The organism is Mycobacterium hippophais, assembly GCF_027529605.1.
In the GTDB taxonomy this organism is placed as follows: Bacteria; Actinomycetota; Actinomycetes; order Mycobacteriales; family Mycobacteriaceae; genus Mycobacterium; species Mycobacterium arseniciresistens.
The window spans coordinates 632299-650943 of record NZ_JAPZPY010000001.1 but is presented as its reverse complement, the minus strand read 5'-3'; the positions used below and the strand labels follow the sequence as shown (position 1 = coordinate 650943).

General features: G+C 70.2%; 25 protein-coding genes and 1 tRNA gene. 13 read left to right on the top strand and 13 right to left on the bottom strand.

Features of this window, described 5'->3' with window-relative positions; genetic code table 11:
- Nucleotides 1–96 precede the first annotated feature (96 nt).
- Entirely contained in the window at nucleotides 97–585 is a 489-nt protein-coding gene (locus tag O6P37_RS03170; protein ID WP_269892689.1) for a DUF309 domain-containing protein, read from the top strand.
- A gap of 10 nt (nucleotides 586–595) precedes the next feature.
- Nucleotides 596–1321, top strand: coding sequence for a 3-keto-5-aminohexanoate cleavage protein (locus tag O6P37_RS03165; protein WP_269892688.1), 726 nt, complete (start codon nucleotides 596–598; stop codon nucleotides 1319–1321).
- Here O6P37_RS03165 and O6P37_RS03160 read toward each other — a convergent pair.
- Entirely contained in the window at nucleotides 1311–1757 is a 447-nt protein-coding gene (locus tag O6P37_RS03160; RefSeq protein WP_269892687.1) for a cupin domain-containing protein, read from the bottom strand. The two genes, O6P37_RS03165 and O6P37_RS03160, sit on opposite strands and share 11 nt — an antisense overlap.
- 85 nt (nucleotides 1758–1842) lie before the next feature.
- On the opposite strand from O6P37_RS03160, the gene O6P37_RS03155 reads away from it, so the two are divergent.
- Together O6P37_RS03155 and O6P37_RS03150 are read left to right on the top strand one after the other, a co-directional pair.
- A complete protein-coding gene (locus O6P37_RS03155) occupies nucleotides 1843–2265 on the top strand; it encodes a hypothetical protein (RefSeq protein WP_269892686.1) in 423 nt (140 codons plus the stop codon).
- Nucleotides 2262–2858, top strand: coding sequence for a GNAT family N-acetyltransferase (locus tag O6P37_RS03150; RefSeq protein WP_269892685.1), 597 nt, complete (start codon nucleotides 2262–2264; stop codon nucleotides 2856–2858). Before O6P37_RS03155 ends, O6P37_RS03150 begins: the two co-directional genes overlap by 4 nt.
- A 50-nt stretch (nucleotides 2859–2908) precedes the next feature.
- Here O6P37_RS03150 and O6P37_RS03145 read toward each other — a convergent pair whose 3' ends face one another.
- Nucleotides 2909–3358: an Hsp20/alpha crystallin family protein gene (locus O6P37_RS03145; protein ID WP_269892684.1), complete on the bottom strand. Its 450-nt coding sequence runs from the start codon at nucleotides 3356–3358 to the stop codon at nucleotides 2909–2911.
- Nucleotides 3359–3816: 458 nt separating this feature from the next.
- Between O6P37_RS03145 and O6P37_RS03140 the strand changes: the two genes are divergently transcribed.
- Nucleotides 3817–4500, top strand: a complete 684-nt coding sequence (locus O6P37_RS03140) for a GAF and ANTAR domain-containing protein (protein WP_269892683.1) — start codon at nucleotides 3817–3819, stop codon at nucleotides 4498–4500.
- Nucleotides 4501–4515: 15 nt separating this feature from the next.
- On the opposite strand, the gene O6P37_RS03135 is transcribed toward O6P37_RS03140, so the two are convergent.
- The 3 genes from O6P37_RS03135 to O6P37_RS03125 form a co-directional block, all read right to left on the bottom strand.
- A complete protein-coding gene (locus O6P37_RS03135; protein WP_269892682.1) occupies nucleotides 4516–4749 on the bottom strand; it encodes a hypothetical protein in 234 nt (77 codons plus the stop codon).
- Between the two features lie 194 nt (nucleotides 4750–4943).
- Entirely contained in the window at nucleotides 4944–5969 is a 1026-nt protein-coding gene (locus O6P37_RS03130) for an NAD(P)H-dependent flavin oxidoreductase (protein ID WP_269892681.1), read from the bottom strand.
- A 47-nt stretch (nucleotides 5970–6016) separates the two neighbouring features.
- Nucleotides 6017–6742, bottom strand: a complete 726-nt coding sequence (locus O6P37_RS03125; protein ID WP_269892680.1) for an SDR family NAD(P)-dependent oxidoreductase — start codon at nucleotides 6740–6742, stop codon at nucleotides 6017–6019.
- 123 nt (nucleotides 6743–6865) lie between these two features.
- Between O6P37_RS03125 and O6P37_RS03120 the strand changes: the two genes are divergently transcribed.
- Nucleotides 6866–7777 carry a LysR family transcriptional regulator gene (locus tag O6P37_RS03120; RefSeq protein WP_269892679.1) on the top strand — a complete coding sequence of 304 codons (912 nt, stop codon included), beginning with the start codon at nucleotides 6866–6868 and terminating at the stop codon, nucleotides 7775–7777.
- Here O6P37_RS03120 and O6P37_RS03115 read toward each other — a convergent pair.
- Both O6P37_RS03115 and O6P37_RS03110 read right to left on the bottom strand, forming a co-directional pair.
- On the bottom strand, nucleotides 7774–8598 hold the full coding sequence (locus tag O6P37_RS03115; RefSeq protein WP_269892678.1) for an MBL fold metallo-hydrolase: 825 nt from the start codon (nucleotides 8596–8598) through the stop codon (nucleotides 7774–7776). The genes O6P37_RS03120 and O6P37_RS03115 overlap by 4 nt on opposite strands.
- Before the next feature lie 9 nt (nucleotides 8599–8607).
- On the bottom strand, nucleotides 8608–9453 hold the full coding sequence (locus O6P37_RS03110; RefSeq protein WP_269892677.1) for an enoyl-CoA hydratase/isomerase family protein: 846 nt from the start codon (nucleotides 9451–9453) through the stop codon (nucleotides 8608–8610).
- A 174-nt stretch (nucleotides 9454–9627) separates the two neighbouring features.
- Between O6P37_RS03110 and O6P37_RS03105 the strand changes: the two genes are divergently transcribed.
- Nucleotides 9628–10071: a VOC family protein gene (locus O6P37_RS03105; RefSeq protein WP_269892676.1), complete on the top strand. Its 444-nt coding sequence runs from the start codon at nucleotides 9628–9630 to the stop codon at nucleotides 10069–10071.
- A 127-nt stretch (nucleotides 10072–10198) separates the two neighbouring features.
- On the top strand, nucleotides 10199–10879 hold the full coding sequence (locus tag O6P37_RS03100; RefSeq protein WP_269892675.1) for an SDR family oxidoreductase: 681 nt from the start codon (nucleotides 10199–10201) through the stop codon (nucleotides 10877–10879).
- A 73-nt stretch (nucleotides 10880–10952) separates the two neighbouring features.
- Here the strand turns inward: O6P37_RS03100 and O6P37_RS03095 are convergent.
- Nucleotides 10953–11028, bottom strand: a tRNA-Arg gene (locus O6P37_RS03095).
- 102 nt (nucleotides 11029–11130) lie between these two features.
- On the opposite strand from O6P37_RS03095, the gene O6P37_RS03090 reads away from it, so the two are divergent.
- The 3 genes from O6P37_RS03090 to O6P37_RS03080 are packed head-to-tail and all read left to right on the top strand — an operon-like array spanning nucleotide 11131 to nucleotide 12706.
- Nucleotides 11131–11844, top strand: coding sequence for a hypothetical protein (locus O6P37_RS03090; RefSeq protein ID WP_269892674.1), 714 nt, complete (start codon nucleotides 11131–11133; stop codon nucleotides 11842–11844).
- On the top strand, nucleotides 11841–12431 hold the full coding sequence (locus O6P37_RS03085) for a cytochrome c oxidase subunit 3 (RefSeq protein WP_269892673.1): 591 nt from the start codon (nucleotides 11841–11843) through the stop codon (nucleotides 12429–12431). Before O6P37_RS03090 ends, O6P37_RS03085 begins: the two co-directional genes overlap by 4 nt.
- Nucleotides 12428–12706, top strand: coding sequence for a cytochrome C oxidase subunit IV family protein (locus O6P37_RS03080; RefSeq protein ID WP_269892672.1), 279 nt, complete (start codon nucleotides 12428–12430; stop codon nucleotides 12704–12706). Before O6P37_RS03085 ends, O6P37_RS03080 begins: the two co-directional genes overlap by 4 nt.
- Here O6P37_RS03080 and O6P37_RS03075 read toward each other — a convergent pair.
- Nucleotides 12703–13527, bottom strand: a complete 825-nt coding sequence (locus O6P37_RS03075; protein WP_269892671.1) for an LLM class F420-dependent oxidoreductase — start codon at nucleotides 13525–13527, stop codon at nucleotides 12703–12705. The genes O6P37_RS03080 and O6P37_RS03075 overlap by 4 nt on opposite strands.
- A gap of 177 nt (nucleotides 13528–13704) precedes the next feature.
- Between O6P37_RS03075 and O6P37_RS03070 the strand changes: the two genes are divergently transcribed.
- Nucleotides 13705–14805 (top strand): glutamate--cysteine ligase, encoded by a 1101-nt coding sequence (locus O6P37_RS03070; protein ID WP_269892670.1) that lies wholly within the window; start codon nucleotides 13705–13707, stop codon nucleotides 14803–14805.
- On the opposite strand, the gene O6P37_RS03065 is transcribed toward O6P37_RS03070, so the two are convergent.
- The 4 genes from O6P37_RS03065 to O6P37_RS03050 all read right to left on the bottom strand — a co-directional run bounded on the left by O6P37_RS03065 (nucleotide 14802) and on the right by O6P37_RS03050 (nucleotide 18021).
- On the bottom strand, nucleotides 14802–15509 hold the full coding sequence (locus O6P37_RS03065; protein WP_269892669.1) for an anti-sigma factor: 708 nt from the start codon (nucleotides 15507–15509) through the stop codon (nucleotides 14802–14804). The two genes, O6P37_RS03070 and O6P37_RS03065, sit on opposite strands and share 4 nt — an antisense overlap.
- Entirely contained in the window at nucleotides 15506–16087 is a 582-nt protein-coding gene (locus O6P37_RS03060) for a sigma-70 family RNA polymerase sigma factor (RefSeq protein WP_264010763.1), read from the bottom strand. The genes O6P37_RS03065 and O6P37_RS03060 overlap by 4 nt, the downstream gene beginning before the upstream one ends.
- Complete coding sequence (locus tag O6P37_RS03055; RefSeq protein ID WP_269892668.1) at nucleotides 16084–16887, bottom strand: DUF1365 domain-containing protein; 804 nt, start codon at nucleotides 16885–16887, stop codon at nucleotides 16084–16086. The genes O6P37_RS03060 and O6P37_RS03055 overlap by 4 nt, the downstream gene beginning before the upstream one ends.
- Before the next feature lie 63 nt (nucleotides 16888–16950).
- Nucleotides 16951–18021, bottom strand: coding sequence for a poly-gamma-glutamate hydrolase family protein (locus O6P37_RS03050; RefSeq protein ID WP_269892667.1), 1071 nt, complete (start codon nucleotides 18019–18021; stop codon nucleotides 16951–16953).
- 182 nt (nucleotides 18022–18203) lie between these two features.
- Here O6P37_RS03050 and O6P37_RS03045 point away from each other — a divergent pair, with 182 nt between their 5' ends.
- Nucleotides 18204–18644 carry a hypothetical protein gene (locus O6P37_RS03045; protein ID WP_269892666.1) on the top strand — a complete coding sequence of 147 codons (441 nt, stop codon included), beginning with the start codon at nucleotides 18204–18206 and terminating at the stop codon, nucleotides 18642–18644.
- Nucleotide 18645: the final 1 nt, after the last annotated feature.

Sequence of the window (18645 nt, the reverse complement as noted above, 5' to 3'; positions counted from 1 at the left end):
GACGCAAAGTCGCACAGTTCTGGCTTGAAGCGTGCGAATTTGCGTCTGCTCGCCGGGCTGATCACCGCAACGACGGCCGGTGCGTAGCCTGGAACGGTGAATGCCGCTCGGGATCGCGACGAAGCCGGGCGCGCACACAACGCGCGCCCGCGCGATGCGCTCGGCAGGCCGCTGCCCAGGCACGAGACCGGTGTGCCGCGGATTCCCGACGACCTCGACGTCACACCCGAGCAGGGCCTGTCGGCAGCGCAACGGCTGCTCGACGAGGGCCTGGCCTTCAACGCCCACGAGGTGCTCGAAGCCGTCTGGAAGGACGCGCCCCCGGAGCACCGCGAACTGTGGCGGGGGTTGGCGCAACTCGCGGTCGGCATCACCCATGTCCAGCGCGGTAACCGGGCAGGCGCACGGGCGTTGTTGATGCGGGCGTCGGCGGCGATCGCGCACGGCCCCGCCGTCCACGGAATCGATGTGCCCGGCCTGGTCGCCTACGCCGACGCGCTGGCCGATGACCTGTCCGGCGACGCAGGCATCGGCCAGGAGCGGTTGCGGCCACGGTTGTCGGGTGCGTCCGGCGGCCACGGGTGAAGATGGACCCATGACCGGTCCCCGCATCTACCTCAAGGCCTGCATCAACGGTGCCCGAACCCCGGACCAGCATCCCGGCCTGCCGGTGAGTCCGGACGAGCTGGCCGCCGCGGCGCTGGCCGCACATCGAGCCGGCGCGCAGGCGGTGCACCTGCACCCGAAGACGCCGGACGGCGTCGACTCGCTGCGGCCCGACGTCGTCGCCGCGGCGGTGACGGCGGTCCGCCAGGCGGTGCCCGGCCTGCCGCTCGGGGTGACCACCGGCTACTGGGCTCTACCGGATGCCGCCGAACGGCGTCGCGCCGTCGAGAGTTGGGACGTGCTCCCCGATTTCGCGTCGCTGAACTGGCACGAGCCGGGCTCGCCAGAGCTGGCGCAGGTGCTGCTGTCAAAGGGGCTGGGTGTCGAGGTCGGGATCTTCCACACCGAGGCAGCGCAGTCGTGGGCGGTCAGTGACATCGCCGCGCACTGCATGCGGGTGATGATCGAACTGCAGGCCGACGCCGACACGGCATTGGCCGACGACGTGCTCAGCCAGGTGGCGGCGGCCGGCTCACCGGCGCCGGTGCTGCTGCACGGTCTCGACGAAAGCTGTTGGCCGCTACTGGAACATGCCGGGGTCCGCGGTGTGCAGACCCGCATCGGCCTGGAGGACACCCTGCACCTGCCCGACGGTTCGCTCGCGCCGGACAACGCCGCGCTGGTGTCGGCGGCCGTCGACCTGCTCAGCCGGTAGGACCGGCCAGCGCGAAGTCGGCGAAGTCGAAGCCCGGCACCACCACGCAGCTGACCAGGCTCGGCTCGTCGTCACGCGGGCGGGCCCGCTGCCAGTGCCGTGGCGGGACGACCAGCTGCGGCTGTTCACCGGCAGCGATGTCACCGCCGAGCAGATGTGTTGCGGCAGAACCCTGCTCGGGTCCGACCTCGAGCAGAAGCGGACTGCCGCGGTGGAAGAGCCAGAGTTCGGCGCTGCGCACGGTGTGCCATGCCGACTGCTGACCGGGCATGAGCAGGAACAGGATCGCCGTACCGGCGCTGCGCGGACCGGTGTAGTCCGGCGGCAGGGCCGACGGCGGCATCGACAGCTCACTGCGCCAGGTCTCCCGGAACCACCCGCCCTCCGGGTGCGGGGACAGGTCGAGGCCGCGGGCCCAGTCCGGGAGATCGCTCATCGGCACCGCCTTGAATCGAGGTCGTGGTTCAGCCTAGAGCGCCGCGGCGGAGGGGACGGCGCACCGCACCCGATAGGCTCGCCGCGTGCTGCGTGTCAATCCCGGATGGCTGGTCGCCGTGTGCGCAGCCGTGGTGGCGGTGAGCGGGTGGTTGCCATGGCTGACCACCGGCGGCGGCCGGGCCAACGCGATCGGCGGAACGGTCGGCAGCCTGGACTCGGTGCCCGCGCGGTTCGGGGTGGGGCAGCTGATCGTGCTTCTGGCCGCGGCGCTGATCGTGGCCGGGGCGATGGCCGCGCGCGGCCTGTCGGAAAGGGTGGCGGCGGCGGGTGCGCTGGCGATCTCGCTGCTGCTGGTGGCGCTGACCGGCGTGTATTACAGCAGTTACGTGGCGGCGCCGGTATCGGCCGGTTACGGCCTCTACGTCGGCGGCGCCCTGTCCATCGCTGCCGCGCTGTGTGCGGCGTGGTCGCTGTTCGTGGCGTTGTCGGCGGGGCGCCCGTCGTGACGGGTTTCGTGGAACCGGTGCACCTGGCCGGCCGGCGCTGGGTGTCGTTGGAGCCGCTGTCGGCGAGCCACGTTCCCGAGATCGCCGACGCCGCCGCCGACGGCGAGCTCGGCGCACTGTGGTTCACCTCCGCTCCCGGGCCGCAGGACGCCGCCGGATGGGTGCGGCGCATGGCCGACCTTCGCGCGGCCGACGGCGGGGCCGCGTTCGCGGTGCGTGGTCTCGACGGTCCGCTGGTGGGCTCATCGAGCTATCTGAACGTCGATGCGACCAACCGCCGGCTCGAGATCGGACACACCTGGTACACCGCTGCGGCGCGGCGCACCGGCGTCAACACGGAGACCAAGCTGCTGATGCTCGGCCACGCCTTCGACCAACTCGGTTGCGTGGCAGTGGAGTTCCGCACGCACTTCTTCAACTTCGCCAGCCGCAAGGCGATCGAGCGGCTGGGCGCCAAACTGGACGGGATCCTGCGCAGCCACCAGGTGCTGCCCGACGGCTCGCGCCGCGACACCGTCGTCTACTCGATCCTCGACATCGAATGGCCCGCCGTGCGTGCGAATCTGGAGCACCGGCTGGGCCGCGACGGCTGACGCGCCGGACCCCCGGCGGACGCGGATCCGCCGGGGGCACGGGCACTGCGTCAGCCGGCCTCGACCGTGTTGGTCTCGATGGAACGCTGGTCGGCGCTGTGGGAGACCTCGATCCGGCGCTTCTTGGCCCGTTCCGCCATCGGGATGGTGACGGTGAGCACGCCGTTCTCGTAGGTCGCGGAGATCGCGCCCGCGTCGATGCCTTCGCCGAGAGACAACTGACGGCGGTAGGTGCCGAAGAACCGCTCGTTGGCCAACCACTGCACCGAGTCCTCGGAACGCGCGGTGCGGTGCGCCGAGATCGTCAGAGTGCCGTTGTCGACGTCGACGTCGACCGAACCCGGATCGACGCCGGGCAGGTCGGCGGTCAGCACGTAGTGGTCGTCGATCTTGCAGAGATCCATCGGCATGAACCGCGGTGTCCGATTCGAACCGGACGAACTCGTCAGCAAACCGCGGGTGAGGGCATCGAGGTCACTGAAGGGATCAAAGCGAAGCACAGCAATCCACCTCCTATGTCGCTCCAGGGCCCGCCACCTCGACGGGCAGCCAATCACTGTGCGGCATCAGATTAGCACTCTCCACCCGAGAGTGCCAAGACCTTTTTGGGCGACATCGGGTGGTCAACGCGTTGTGGCGGCCGCGTCCAGTTCGGGTTGGAAGCGGTCCTGAGGTTGAGCCGACCGTCGACGCAACGAATGCAGGCCGAGGCCGGGCGGCGGCCGCGTATGTCTGGCTGGGCGGTCTCCGGTAGCGGGCCGGCGCGGCGCTCAGCAACCTGGCCCTGCGACTATGTCCGGCGTCGAAAAGAGGCGGTCTCGCCGGCTCGAGGTCTGAACCGGCGAGACCTCAACGGGTGCGCTGGTCGACCAGCGCACCCGTCTGCGCAGCAGCATGCCCACGCGCCCAGATCACAAACCCCGTGTGTGACGGCCCGTCTTCGGGAACCCTGGAGGCTATGACGCAGCCACAGCCACACGACCTTGCGATGCGCATGGCCGATCTTGCGCGCACGGTCGCGATGCCGCGCTCGGTTGAACAGGTGCTGGAAGACGTCACTTCGGCGGCCACCGAACTGATCCCGGGCGCCGACACAGCGGGCATCCTGCTGGTCGGTCCCGGCGGGAAATTCGAGTCACTCGCGGGAACCACCGATCTGCCGCACCAGTTGGACGAGCTCCAGATGACCTTCGAGGAGGGGCCCTGCGTGCAGGCAGCGCTCGACGACGTGATCGTGCGCACCGACGACTTCCGTGAGGAGTCGAGGTGGCCGAAATACTCGGAGGCCGTGGTGGAAATCGGCGTGCTCAGTGGGCTGTCGTTCAAGCTCTACACCGCGGACCGCACCGCAGGCGCGCTGAACCTCTTCGGGTTCGAGCCCAACAGGTGGGACGGCGAGGCAGAGACCATCGGCACCGTGCTGGCCGCGCACGCCGCCGCTGCCATCCTCGCCAGCCGGCAGGGCCAGCAGCTGGAGTCGGCGCTGTCCACGCGGGACCGCATCGGCCAGGCGAAGGGCATCATCATGGAGCGCTACGACGTCGACGACGTGCAGGCGTTCGAGATGCTGCGGCGGCTGTCGCAGGAGAGCAACACCAAGCTCACCGACATCGCCCAGCAGGTGATCGAAACCCGGGGCTAGCGGCCGCGGGTCAGGTCAGTCGCGGCCGTGTCCGTGGCCGTGCTTCCAGTGGCCACGACCCCGCGGGCCGTCGTACCAGCCGACCCAGCCGGGTGTGTCCACGCACGCGTATGCGTAGCCGAGCGGGCCGCCGACGCACACGTCGGGTCCGGCCGAGGCCGGCGCGGCGATGACCACCGCGGCACCGAACGGCAGCGCCGCCACACTCAGACCGAGCACGGCCTTGCGGAGCAGATTCGAACGGATCACACTCAACCTCCGGTTTCGCCTTGTTCGAGCGGACCCCCCGTCCGGGGATCACTCTAGTACGCGAATTTCGCCCGGTCATCTCACCCCTGTGTGACGCAAACCTCACTGCGACAAGGTCTTTGCTCGCAAACACCAGCCCTCGGGAAGTAGTGCGAAGGGCCCGTTACGGGGGTTTGCCGTTCGATCAGCCGCGTTCAGGCCTCGCCGGCGAGGTCGGTCAGGATCGTGGCCGTCGGCTTCTGCGGGGCGTGGCGATAGCCCGTCCCCGCCCACAGGTGCACCAGGTCGGACTCACCGGCGGCCGCCGCGGCCTTGCGCAGGGGGCTCGTCAGGTGGTGGACCGCCGGATAGCCCAGCGGTGCCGACGCCTCGAACTCGTCGATGAAGCGATTCCGCAGGCCGCGCGCCGGGCGCCCGGTGAACGCCCGCGTGATCACCGTCTCGGTGCGCGACGGATCGGTGAGCGCAGCCTTGTGGGTGGCCGATGCCCCGCTCTCGTCGGCGCGCAGCAGCACCGTGCCCACCGCGGTGGCCGTGGCGCCTGCCCGCAGCACGGCGGCGACGTCAGCGGGGGTGGCCAGCCCACCCGCGGCGATCACCGGAAGGCCGACGGCGCCGGTCACCCGTGCCACGAGCTCGCCGATGGGCAGCGGCGACGGCATCCGATCGGGGGTGAACGTCCCGGAGTGGCCGCCGGCGACGGCGGCCTGGACGGCGAGCATGTCTACCCCGGCCGCCGCGGCCGCCTCGGCTTCCTCCAGCGACGTCACGGTCTGCACCACGGCCGTGCCCGCCTTGTGCAGCGCACGGATCACATCGCCGCCCGGCAGGCCGAAGGTGAAGCTGACGACGGGCACCGGATCGGAGAGCAGGATGTCGACCTTCGCGCCGAACGCGTCGTCGTCGTCGACCGGGTCGGCGGGCAGCGTCAGCCCGAACCGGTCCGCCTCGCGTTGCACCGCGGCCGCGTAGCGGCGGTAGTCCGCCTCACCGATCGGCACCGGGTTCGGCGCGAAGACGTTGACGCCGAACGGGATCGACGCCTGCCGCACGGCGGCGATCTCATTGCCCAGAGCTTCGGGCGTCTTGTAACCCGCGGCCAGCAGTCCGAGGCTGCCGGCCCGCGACGCGGCGATCACCATGGCGGTGGTGGTGGCGCCGCCCGCCATCGGCGCGGCGGTCACCGGCAGGCGCACGCCCAGGTTCGTCAGTGCGTTCATCGGTACTCCTCGGTTGATGGGGCCTGAGGCTAGCGAGCCTCCCTGATTCAATGCCCGGCGCTCTGGCCACCGTCGACGTGCAGCACCTCGCCGGTGACGAACGGCGCCTGCTCCAGATAGCGGATGGCGTCGACGACGTCGTCGATGTCGCCCAACCTGCCGACCGGATGCAGGCGGGCGAGGTCGGCGTGCGTCTCCGGCGGATGCATCGGCGTTCGGATGATCCCGAGTGCCACGGCGTTCACGCGGATGCCGCGCGCGGCGTACTCGACGGCCAGCGACTTCGTCACCGCATTGAGCCCGCCCTTCGTCAACGACGCCAATGCGGAGGGGACCGCCGAGTTGGCATGGTCGACGAGGCTCGTCGACACGTTGACCAGGTGGCCGCCGTCGCCCTGGTCCAGCATGGCGGCGACGGCGCTGCGCGACACCTCGAAGAAGCCGCGCAGATTAACGCCGGTGACGGCGTCGAAGTCCTCGTCGGTGTATTCGGTGAACGGTTTGGCGACGAAGATCCCGGCGTTGTTGACCACGGTGTCGACCCGGCCGAAGCGGTGCAGCGCCGCGTCGACCACGTGGGCGCCCGCGCCCGGAACGGCGATGTCGGCGGCGACGGTGAGCACTTCGGGGTCGATGTCGACCTCGGTGAATGACCGCGCCGTTGCCACGACGGCATAGCCGAGCTTGCGGTACGCGGGGACCAGGGCGGCGCCGATGCCGCGCGACGCGCCGGTGATGATGGCGACCTTCGTGTCGTCGGTCTGCTGGGTCATGGGAGTTCCTTCCGTTCGGATGTCGCTCCGTGGAACCGATTCTGGGCGCCCGGGCGTCCGGCTGCATACGACCGGTTTCCTCGTTGCTGGGAGGCGCAGACTCCCAACACTTAGAATCGGCCGGTGGAGCTGCGTCAACTGCGCTACTTCGTCGCCGTCGCCGAGGAGCTGAACTTCGGCCGCGCCGCGCAGCGCCTCCGCATCGCCGGGCCGTCGCTGTCCCAGCAGATCAAGGCCCTCGAACGGGACCTGCACGTCCAGCTGTTCGATCGGGACCGCCGCTCGGTAACGCTGACGGCGACGGGTGCCGAACTGCTGCCCAAGGTGCGCGATCTGCTGGCGCGCGCCGACGACCTCCGGCACGCCGCCGTGCAACTGGCCGACGCCGAGCCGGTCCGGCTCGGCTACGTGAGCTGGCGGCCCGCCGATCTCGTCGAACGCACCGCCGCCGTCGCGCAGCTGCACGTCGACACCTGGGTGATGCCGTCGCACGCGCAGGCCGCGCGCGTCGCCGAGCGGGCCATCGACCTCGCGATCTGCTGGGTGGACGAGGACGATCTGTCCACGCTCGGCCTGCGCGCGGACGTCATCGGGGCCGACCGGCTGTACGCGGTGGCTCCCGGCACCGACTCGTCGGAGGTCGACGCCCGCGACACCGTGGTGCTGCTCGACGCGGACTCGGCGAGCTGGTCGTCCTGGAACCGTTACGCCGAGTGCTTCGCCCGTGACTCCGGCGCGAAGGCGGTCCGCATCGACGACGGCGGCATCACCGGGACGGCGTTCTTCGAGCACGTGCGGCGGCTCCGGCGGCCGGTGCTGAACTCGCCCAAGGATCGCACCGGCTCATTGCCGCCGGATCTGGTGCGCAGGCCGGTGGTGCGCCCGCAGCCGTACTGGCCGTGGTGGCTGGTCTCGCGCAGCGACGAATCACGCGGCGCCGTCAACGCGGTGATCGCAGCGCTGGCCACCGGCGGCCCCGCGACAGGGGGCGCAGGCGAATGGTGGGGGACGCGCGGCCGGCCGGCCCCCGTCTAACCCGCCGGACCGTCGAGCAGCGACCAGGTCCCGGCGTCCCCGGGCACCAGCCGGTCGGCGATGCCCGCCTCGTCGAACGCCGTCCGCACGTCGGCGATGGTCTCGCTGTAGATCGACCAGCCGGCGATGTGGGCGATCACGACACGCGGGACGGCAAGCGCCGCAGCGACATCCGCTGCCCGTGGACCGGTGAGGGTCAGCGGTCGGCCCTGGTTCTTGGTGGGCAGCCGCGACGCCCCGGCGAACAGCACGGCGACGTCGATGTCGCCGAATCGCTGTGCGATCTGGACGACGGGCGCCAGGGAGGCGTTGTCGCCGCTGACGTACACGGTCGGTAGTCCGGTCGCCTGCAGGACGAAGCCGGTGACTTCGGCGTTGACGTGCCCGGAGGCGTCCCGTGTCCCGTCCAGCGGACCGTGCACGGCAGGGACGGCGGTGACGGTGATGACCCCGTCGCCGTCGGCGCGCGCGAGTTCGGTGGTGTCCCATGTCGCCAGACCGAGTGCACGCGCTCCGAGGCGGGCGGCGGCGCCGGGCCCGGTCATGATGGCGGGCACGGCGGTGGTGGCCCACTCCCGGCCGGCGATGTCGAGGTTGTCGTTGTGGTCATCGTGGCTGAGCAGCACGGCGTCGACGGGACCGAGGTCGGCGGAGGGCACCGAGGGCGGGGTCAGCTTGGCCATGGCGCCGTAGTCGCGCGGGTCGTCGAAGGTCGGGTCGGTGACGAATCGCGTTCGGCCGTAGTCGATGACGACGGTGGGGCCGCCGACGACGCCGACGGCGAAGGTGTGGCGTGCGGCGCCGATGGGGGAGGTGTTCACCGGGTCGCCCTAGTCGTCGTCGCCGAGTCGGCCGACATGGTGGCCGAGGCGGGTCTCGACGTCACCGGGTTGGTGGAAGCCGCGCTCGAACAGCTTCTGGATCCGGGCCTGCGCTGCGGGACGGCCGAGCGCGGCGACGAAGGCGTCCCACTCGGGGGCGATCTCGTCGTCGGGAGGAAGGCTGTTGACGTTCACCAGGTGCTTGGTCTCGGCGATCGCCTGCTTGTCGAACGACGCGATCCGGGTGGCCAGGGCGTCGACGAACGCGTCGAGTTCGGCGTCGGGCAAAGAGCGGTTGACGTAGCCGTACAACTGCGCGAGGTCGCCGTCGATGTCGTCGGCGCCCAGCAGCACCTCCAGTGCGCGTCCGCGGCCGATCAGCCGGGGCAACCGCGCCATCGGCCCGCCTCCGGGCACCAGCCCGGCGCCCACCTCCCACTGCGACAGGATCGCCTTCTCGCGGCTGGCGAAGCGCATGTCGCTGGCCAGTGCGAGCTCACTGCCGACCCCCGTGGCGCGGCCGCGGATGGCGGCTATGGACACCACCGGTGCGCGGCTCAGCCGGGCGAGCATGTCCGGAAGTGCCTGCAGCCCGGTGCTTCCCGCGGGGTAGCTGGTCGACTCCTCGAGATCGGCGAGGAAGTTGTAGTGCGTCAGGAAGAACCCGTCGACGGCACTGTCGAAGACCACCACCTTGACGTCGTCGTCGTCCTCCAGCGCGGTGACGACGGCGTCGAGCTGCGGCAGCGTCTCGGGGCCGAAGATGTTCAGGGGCGGGTTGTCGAACGTCACCCGCCAGTAGGCCGGCGATCGTCTGCTCACGGAGATCTGTTCGGCCTGTGCTGAACCGGTCATGTGTCGCTCCCGTTCGGTTGAGTGGTGCAGGGTGACATTACGACGGCGGACGCCGGCCGGGAATGCGTCGTCCGCCATTCGACGTTCATGCCTGCATTCCGGTGACAGGATCCGGGACAGACGTCCGAACCGCGACATCCGCGCCACGGCTCGAACAAGAACAAGGGAGCCGTCATGGACATGAAACTCGAAGTCGTCGTATTACCGGTGTCCGACGTGGATCGGGCGAGAGACTTCTACCAGAAGCTCGGCTGGCGGTTGGACGCGGATTTCCCTGTGACAGAGGGATATCGGGTGGTGCAGGTGACTCCGCCCGGGTCGCCCACTTCGGTCATCTTCGGCACCGGCGTCAGCACGGCGGCGCCGGGTTCGACGCAGGGTCTGTACCTGGTCGTCACCGACGTCGAGGCCGCCCGTGCCGAGCTGGTGGCACGCGGCGCCGAGGTGAGCGAGGTCTTCCACGACGCCACCGGTGTCTTCAATCAGGCCGGTGAGGACGGGCGCGTGCCAGGGCCGGATCCGGAGCGCCGCAGCTACAGCTCGTTCGCGTCGTTCCAGGACCCGGACGGCAACGGCTGGGTGCTGCAGGAGATCACCGAGCGCCTGCCCGGTCGCTGACCGGCGGCCCCGGTTCCCGCTAGCTGCAATCTTCGGCGGTTCCCGGATGGATCCGGCCGCCACGCGGCTTGTCACTGACAGCCGTGAACATCCCACAGCCACATGCCAGACCAGATGGAGGCACACCATGAACACCGAGAACATCGTCGCACTGGTGACGGGCGCCAACCGTGGACTCGGCCGGCGGTTCGCTGCCGAGCTCGTCGCCCGCGGCGCGAAGGTCTACGCGGGTGCGCGCAATCCCGACACCGTTGACCTGCCGGGCGTCGTACCCGTGCAACTGGACATCACCGATCCCGAATCGATCCGCCGTGCCGCGGATTTCGCCACCGACGTGAACCTGTTGGTGAACAACGCCGGCGTGTCGACGCGCGCGTCCGTGCTCGACGGGTCGATCGAGGACATTCGCCTGGAGATGGAGACGCACTATTTCGGCACCCTGCAGGTGATCCGCGCCTTCGCCCCGGTCGTCGAACGCAACGGCGGGGGAGCGATCCTCAACGTGCTGTCGGTGCTGTCCTGGCTGCACCCGCCGACCAGCGGCGCCTATTCCTCCGCGAAGGCCGCCGCCTGGGCGATGACCGACGCGGTGCGAACGGAGCTCGCTCCGAGGGGTATTCACGTCGCCGCACTGCACGTGGGCTACATGGACACCGACATGGTGAGCTACATCCCGGCCGACCAGAAGAGCGACCCGGGTGTAATCGCCAAGCTCGCCCTCGACGGTGTACTCGCCGGCGACAACGAGATCCTGGGCGACGAGATGACGCGCGGCGCCAAGGCGTCGCTGTCCGCGCCCGCACGCTGATCGGCTCGTTGACTTTGCGCTCAGGGCGTCGATCTGCGAGTGGATCGCGCGCTGAGCGCAAAGTCAACGAACGTGGTGCCCCCGGCATGATTCGAACATGCGACACCGGCTTTAGGAGAGCCGTGCTCTATCCCCTGAGCTACGGGGGCGGGGACCGCGTGAGAGTTTACCGCCCCCGCGCCGTCCGCTCGCCACGCGGCGGTTTCGGCAAAATTGTCAAAACATCTCGCGTCGGCCGGTAGCCTGCCGACGTGGAGCTGAGGATGCAACGCGTCGGCGCCTGGTCGGGAACAGTGATGATCCTGCTCTACGGCACCTGCTTCTCCGGACTGGCGCGGCTCTTCCCGCCGCTCTCTCCGACGGCGTCGGCCGAGGACATCGCGCAGTTCTTCGTCGACCACAAGCTGTGGATCCGGTTCGGCGTCGCGGGCGCCCTGCTCACCGCCGTCCTCGCGCTGCCGTTCCTCGCCGCACTGGTGCTGCGCATCCGCCGCGCCGAAGGCGGCTGGGGCATGCTCTCGGTCACCCAGGTGTTCGCCGCGACCATCTTCGTGCCCGCACTGATCTTCCCGCTGATGATGTTGGCGGCGGCCGCATTCCGGCCCGAGGACCGCCCACCCGAGATCACCCGGGCACTCAACGACCTGTTCTGGCTGTGGTTCATCGGCATCGTCGGCACCATCGTCGTGCAGAACATCACGCTGGCGGTGGCGTCCTTCATCGACAGGGCCGACCCGCCGACCTTCCCGCGCTGGTACGGCTACCTCAATCTGTGGGTGGCCACCCTGTCGCTGCCGGGGTGTGTCGTCGTGGTGTTCAACGACGGCCCGTTGGCCTGGAACGGCGTGTTCGCCTTCTATCTGCCCGGCCTGGTGCTGGTGATTTGGATCGTGGCGACCACCGTGGTCATGCTGCGCTCGATCTCGGCCCAGCAGGCCGCCGAATCCCCGGTGCCCGTGCCGTGACCGCCACGGCCGCCGCGCCCGCGGACACCGACGCCCGCCGCATTCCCGGCGAGGCAGGCACCTGGGTCTTCCTGTTCGGCGACATGCTGGTGTTCGGCGTCTTCTTCGTCACGTTCATGGTGGCCCGTGGCCGGACGCCCGAGGCCTTCGACGCCGCACGCGCGACGCTGCACATCGGCGTCGGGCTGCTCAACACGCTGGTGCTGCTCACCAGTTCGCTCTGCGTGGTGGTCGCCCTCGGCGCCGTCCGCACCGGCGCCCGCTCGATCGCCACCTCCGCCGTCACCGCAGCGATCGGCTGCGGCCTCCTGTTCGCCGGCCTGAAGGTCTACGAATACACCGCGCTGGTCTCCGCCGGCCACGGCGCCGGGGCGGGCGACTTCTACCTCTACTACTTCATCCTCACCGGCCTGCACCTGTTCCACGTCTGCCTCGGCCTGCTCGCGCTGACCTTCGTGTGGACGCAGACGCGCAGGCCCGAGTTGAGCCACAACCGGATGGCGCTCGTCGAGGGCGGCGCCTGCTTCTGGCATCTGGTCGACCTGCTGTGGATCTTCCTGTTCGCCCTGCTGTACCTGGTGTCATGACGGGTCCATCGGTGCTGCAGCTCGTCCGCAACCGCGCTGGCGTGACGTGGCTGCTGCTGATCGCCGCCACCGTCGTCTCGTGGGCGGTCGGCGCCGAGCACGGCACCGGCTCGGCCGTCGCCGTCGTCGTGCTCGCCATCGCGGCGGTCAAGGTGCGGCTCGTCGGCCTGGACTTCATGGAACTGCGCCGTGCCCCGGTGGCGCTGCGAACGGTGTTCGAGGTCTACTGCGTCGCCGTGTGGGCGGTGCTCAGCGGGCTGTACCTCTGGTACTAGCGCAGTTCGGCGATCACCTTCGCGAACGCGTCCGCGTGCGGCGCCTGCACGATGATGTAGGAGACGCCGTAGTCGTCGCGGTAGCCGCGGATGCGGTCGGCCATGTCGCGCGTCGACCCGGCCAGCGTGCCGGGATGGCGCAGCAGCTGCTCATCGGTCAGCCCGGGCAGGAAGTGCCGTGGGATCGACAGGTCGGGCATGCCGGAGCCGTCGACCGGCATCGCCGTCACGGCGAGATTGAGTTCGAGTTCGGCGAACCGGTCACCAGCGGCGGCCCGGACGAATGCGATCCGCTCGGCAAGCGGGTCCTCGTCGCCGGATGCCGGGCGGTCACCACCGGTCAGCCCGATGATGTCGGCCTTGCGGGCCGCCAGACGCAGCACCCGGTCGCCGTTGCCGGCGATGAGGATCGGCACGCTCGGCAGGTGCTCGCGCAGATATCCGGTGACGTGCGCCAGGTGGTCGACGCGTTCGCCCGCGCTCGGGTACGGCAGCTCGGCGGCCTCGAACTCCTCCCGCACGTACCCGGTGCCGAGGCCTGCCTCGAACCGCCCGCCGCTGAGGTCGTGCAGCGCCGCTACGTCGCGGGCCAGCAGCGCGGGCCGGTAGAAGCCGGCGTTGAGCACGAACGTCCCCAGCCGCAGGGTGCGGGTGGCCGCCGCGGCCGCCATCAGCGCCGGGAACGGGGCAGGGGCGCCGAGATGGTCGGGCACGTGCAGCACGTCGAAGCCGAGCTCCTCGGCTCGCCGCGCGGTGTCCTGCACTTTCGTCAGTGAACGGGCGGCGTGCAGACCGAGTCCGAACCGAAGATCCCGCGGCATCAGTCGATCGTAGGAGGTCGTCCGAATTCGATGTTTGACCCTCGCGGGAAGTGGGCACAAATGATCCGCACGGTTCGCCTCACTGCGGTGCGGACCCCTACGAACCACCACCAGATCCGGCCCGTTGTGAGTACCCCGGCGGGCCGGATCAATATTTTGAAAGAGTCTGCAGGCCCGATGTCCAGCCATCCCACCGTGGGCGTCGAGGAGGAGTTCCTCCTCGTCGACCCGGACTCGGGCGAACCGGTGGGGCACAGCCGCCGCGTCGCCGAACTCGCCGCCGCCGACGGCGTCGACCTCCAGCTCGAGCTGACCTCCTGCCAGGTCGAGACCGCCACCGAGGTGGCAAGCAGCACCGCCGATCTTCGTGAGCAGCTCACCGGGCTGCGGCGGGTCGCCGGCCGCGCCGCCGATGCCGCGGGCGCGCGGCTGCTCGCCGTCGGGCTGCCGCCCACCGTGCCGCACCACTTCCCGATCACCGACTCGCCGCGCTACCGCAAGATCGCGGACATGTTCGGGATGATCGCCCACGAACAGGGCATCTGCGGTTGCCATGTGCACGTCGCGGTGCCGACCCGCGAGGCGGCGATCCGGGTGAGCAATCGGCTGCGGCCGTGGCTGCCGCTGCTGCTCGCGCTGACCGCCAACTCGGCGATCTACCGCAACGCCGACAGCGGGCACGCGAGCTGGCGACAGGTGCTGTGGTCCCGCTGGCCCAGCGCCGGGCCGCCGCCGCACTTCGAGTCGGTCGACGAGTACGACGCGGTGGTGCAGATGATGCAGCACGCCGGCGCCATGCTCGACGACGGCATGGTCTATTGGGACGTCCGGCCGTCGGCGAACTTCCCGACCGTCGAGGTGCGGGTGTCCGACGTGCCCGCCACGGTCGCCGAGACGGTCCTGCTGGCCGCGCTGACCCGCGGTGCGGTGATGACGGCACTCGACGACGAGCGCAGCGGCGCCGGCCTGCCCCGCATCTCCCCGCACGCCCTGGCCGCGGCGTACTGGAAATCGGCGCGCGACGGCCTCGACGGGCAGGCCGTCGACCTGTTCGACGCCCACTCACCGGCGCCCGCCATCGACCTGCTGCGGGCCTTCGTCGACCGGATCACGCTCGCACTGCGTGCCGTCGGCGACGAGGAGCTGGTGCGGGCCGAACTCGACCGCATCGCCGAGCAGGGCAACGGCGCCATGCGCCAGCGCGCCGCGTGGCAGCGGCGCCACGAGGTGGCCGACGTCATCGACGAGGCGGCGACGGCGACGCTGTCGGGCTGTTAGACCAGCGGCAGTTCGGCGAACACGGGTGTGGTCGGCGCCTGTGAGCCCGAGCCCGGTTCGACCGTGAAGGCCAGCGCATTCGAGTCCCCGAGATCGGGCAGCACCGCGGTGGTGGACGGGGCCACGGCCTTGGCGTCCATGGTGCCCGCCGACTCCGCGCCCTCCGACCCGACCAGCCACATCTGGTACACCGTGCCCTGTTCGGGCGGCGCGACGTTGTTCATCACCAGCACGCCGGCGTTGCGGTCCCGCGAGAACACCAGCGTCGCCGTGCCGCCCGTGGGGATCGGACCCGACACCGTGCGCACGTCCGGCGCAGCGAACACCTGCTCGGCGGTGGACGGCGTGGGCGCGGGCCGCAGTGCGTAGCCCACCCCGAGCGCGCCGAGTCCGACGACGAGCACCGCGGCCGCGGCGAGCACCGCCTTCTGCCATCGCCTCGGCCGCAGCTCGCGTACCGGGTCGTCGGCGACGACGCCGAGCACGCGGTCCCGCAGCTGATCCGGCGGGTCGACCGCCGTGCCGGCCGAGAGGATCGCCATGGTCTCCCGCACGGCGCGCACCTCGTCGTCGAAGGCGCGCGCAACCTCTGCCGGGGCGTCGGCAAGGCGCCGCTCGACGTCGTCGAGGTCGGACTCGGGAATAGCGTGCAGCGCATACGGAGTCGCGAGCTCGATCAGGTCGTGTTCCACCGGCCCGGTCATGAGACCCCCAGGCAGCGACGCAGTCCGCGGATCGCATCACGCATCCGTGACTTGATGGTGGCCAGGTTCGCCGACAGCCGCTCGGAGACCTGGACGTAGGTCATCCCGTCGTAGTAGGCCAGCTGGATCGCCTCGCGCTGCACCTCGGTGAGCGAGTCCAGGCAGGCGGTCACCCGGCGGCGCTCGTCGTGGTTGATCGCGGCCTCGGCGACGTGGTCGACGGGCGGCTCGACGGTGGCGGCGCCGTATCGCGATTCGCGCACGGATCCCGCCTGCTCGGAGCGCACCCGGTCGACGGCGCGGCGGTGCGCGAGGGTGAGCAGCCACGCCAGGGGAGAGCCGGCGGTCGGGTCGTAATTACCGGCCGACCGCCAAACCTGCAGGTAGACGTCCTGCGTGGTCTCTTCGCTGTAACCGGGGTCGCGCAGCACTCGGGTGACCATGCCGAACACGCGGGAGCGGGTCTGGTCGTAGAACGTGGCGAACGCGTCGGCGTCCCGCTGTGCGACCCGACGCAGCAAATCGTCGAGGTCGGTGGTCACGAGCGGTAGCCTAACCGGACACAGCAGCAACGTCATAATAATTGCGATCTGGACTCGCGTGCGATCAGAGGCGTTGCGGGCGAATCGGTTTCATGCGTCACCGGGCATCCTTCGGCATGTCGCGGCACTACCGGCACCCGCCGCAGCCACAGCAGGGCGCCCTGCACCTTCATGCTCCAGCGGCCCATCAGCGGCGCCGCGGGCGCCGTCAGCTGCATCCACAGCACCTGGGCCGGGCCTGCGGATCGCCGCGTGCCGCGCAGGGTGGCCACGAATGCCGGGTGCTGGTCGCGGTGCAGGGAGATCGACACGTCGACGGCCTCGGCCGGCCGCGGTGCGCGCACCAGGTAGTAACCGTCGACCCCGTTGAAGGCCGAGGCGTAGATCCGCTTGCGCACCATGACGGGCTGCTCGCCCGACGGCGGCAGCAGGTAGGCGTGCCGCTCACCGTGGGTGTTGTGCACCTCGGCGATGACGTGGCGCAGGGTGCCGTCGGCATCGTGGCACCAGTACAGCGACAGCGGGTTGTACACGTAGCCGAGCACACGGGCCTGCAGCAGCGCGGTGATGCGGCCGCCGCGCAGGTCGATGTCGCGCTCGGCCAGGAACCTGTCGATGCGGTGCCGCAGTGACTCGTTGGGGCCACCGGTGAAATGGTCCTCGGCCTCGAACCGGGCGAACGGCCGCAGCCAGCGCGGCAGCCGCGGCAGGTCGTCGACGTCGACGTACCAGGAGTAACCACTGTTCTCGAAGTAGTGGTGCACCGGAGAACGGCGCAGATGCGTCACCCGGGTCCGGTACAGCGCAGGGGCCTGCGCGGTGCATGAACTTTCCACACCCGGTATTCGGAGTCGCCGCGCGGACGGATGGCCGCGGGCGGTGATGTGATCTCCGGGCCGCTACGGCGCGGGCGGGTGCCAGCTCCGTGCGGCCGCGACCAGCCCCTGCACCAGGGCCGACGTCGCCGGGGACAGGCCGTCGTCGCCCGGCAGCGGGCTGCGCGGGCTCAGGCCCCGCACCCGCGGTGTCAGTTCGAGTTGGGTACCGCCCGCGCGCACCCTGTTGACCGGGTTGTCCGGGTGCAGCCCCCGCAGTTCCCGCGGGATCGCGTCGAGGTCGGTGACCACCTGATAGCCGGGCACCTCGACGTGCTCGGCCAGGTGGTCGGCCAGCACGCGATTGCGCCCGCCGGCCAGTAACTGGGTGCTGCGGCCGATGCGGCCGTACCCGTGCAGCGACACCGCGACCTCGACGTGGTCGAGGAACTCGGCGAGGCGCGGGGACTGTGCGGCGAGGTAGCGCGCGGACGGCAGGTGGTGCGGGTAGTGGTCCGGGTGGCGCACCACGTACACCGACGCGCCTGCGGCGTCGGCGGCGCGCTCGGCGATGACGTCGGTCATCTGCTCAAGACCGCCGCCGTGGATGGCGAGGAACCCGAAGCGCGACCGCAGCGTGCTGTCCTCGACGACGGCGCGGTCGGCGAGCAGCTCGGAAAGCGATTGCGGGCCTTCGCCGTTCGCGGAACTCGGGCGGTTCGGCCAGTGCGCCGGATCCCATCGCCGGAGGAATTCGACCCAGCGGTGCGGCAGCCCGTGATGCTCGGCGCCGTCGATGATGCGCTCGAGATAGCCGGGCCGCGGCGGGCCGGGTTCCACCCGGTGGTCGATGTACACCCACGCATCGGCCGGCCCGTCGTCGGTGTTCACCGTCATCCGGTCGCGGCGGTAGCGCACGGGGACGCCCTCGGCGCTGTCCAGCGTGGCCAGGTCGTGGTCGGTGAGCCGCCACAGCACACCGTGCACCTGTGAGCCGTCGAACGGTTCGACCGTGGCCACGCCGCGTTCGTTGATCAGCCAGTCGTGGTCGGCCAGTGTCGCCGGCCGCGGGTCGACGGCGCCCGGGCATCGCTGCGCCATCTGCCGCACGCACAGGTTGGACCCGTACGCGAAGTAGGTGTGAGCGGGACGCATCAGCCTCTGACGGTGGTGTGGATGAGCACTGATTCACGACTTTACCGCGAGCAACGGCGACCGCCGTCCGAGGTCGGCCGGTCACGGGCCGGAATTTGCCATCAATATTGATGCACACTTCAAGTACTGCGCCGGCTGTTGCTGGATTCGGCAGGCGCGGTCGTGTACTCGCTGCAAGGCTGTTGAGCATCGCCTCACCGGGCGACGGGTCGGGGCGAGCAAGGGGAAACACAGTGAAGTCGATTGTTCGGGGGCTCGCGGCCGGCACCGTGCTGGCAGGCGCGACGGTCGGTCTGGCCGCACCCGCATCGGCGGGACCGCTCGACGGCATGTACACCGCGACCCTCACCCAGGCCACACCCGCAGGCCAAGGCGCGGATCCCGGAAAAACCATGTCGGTCATCCTGAGCGACTGCGGCCCGGACTGTACGAAGTTCCTGTCGAGTGCGAACGCTTTCGTCGGCGATCTCCGCCTGCAGGGAAACATCTTCGCCGGCAATGTGACCAGCGGAAAGAGCGGGATGGTGTGCAACGCCACCCTGGACAACGGTTCGCTTTACCTCGTCATCGACTGCCCGTCGATGCCCGCAAATGTGCAGTATCAGCTCGCCAGGAAGCCCTGAG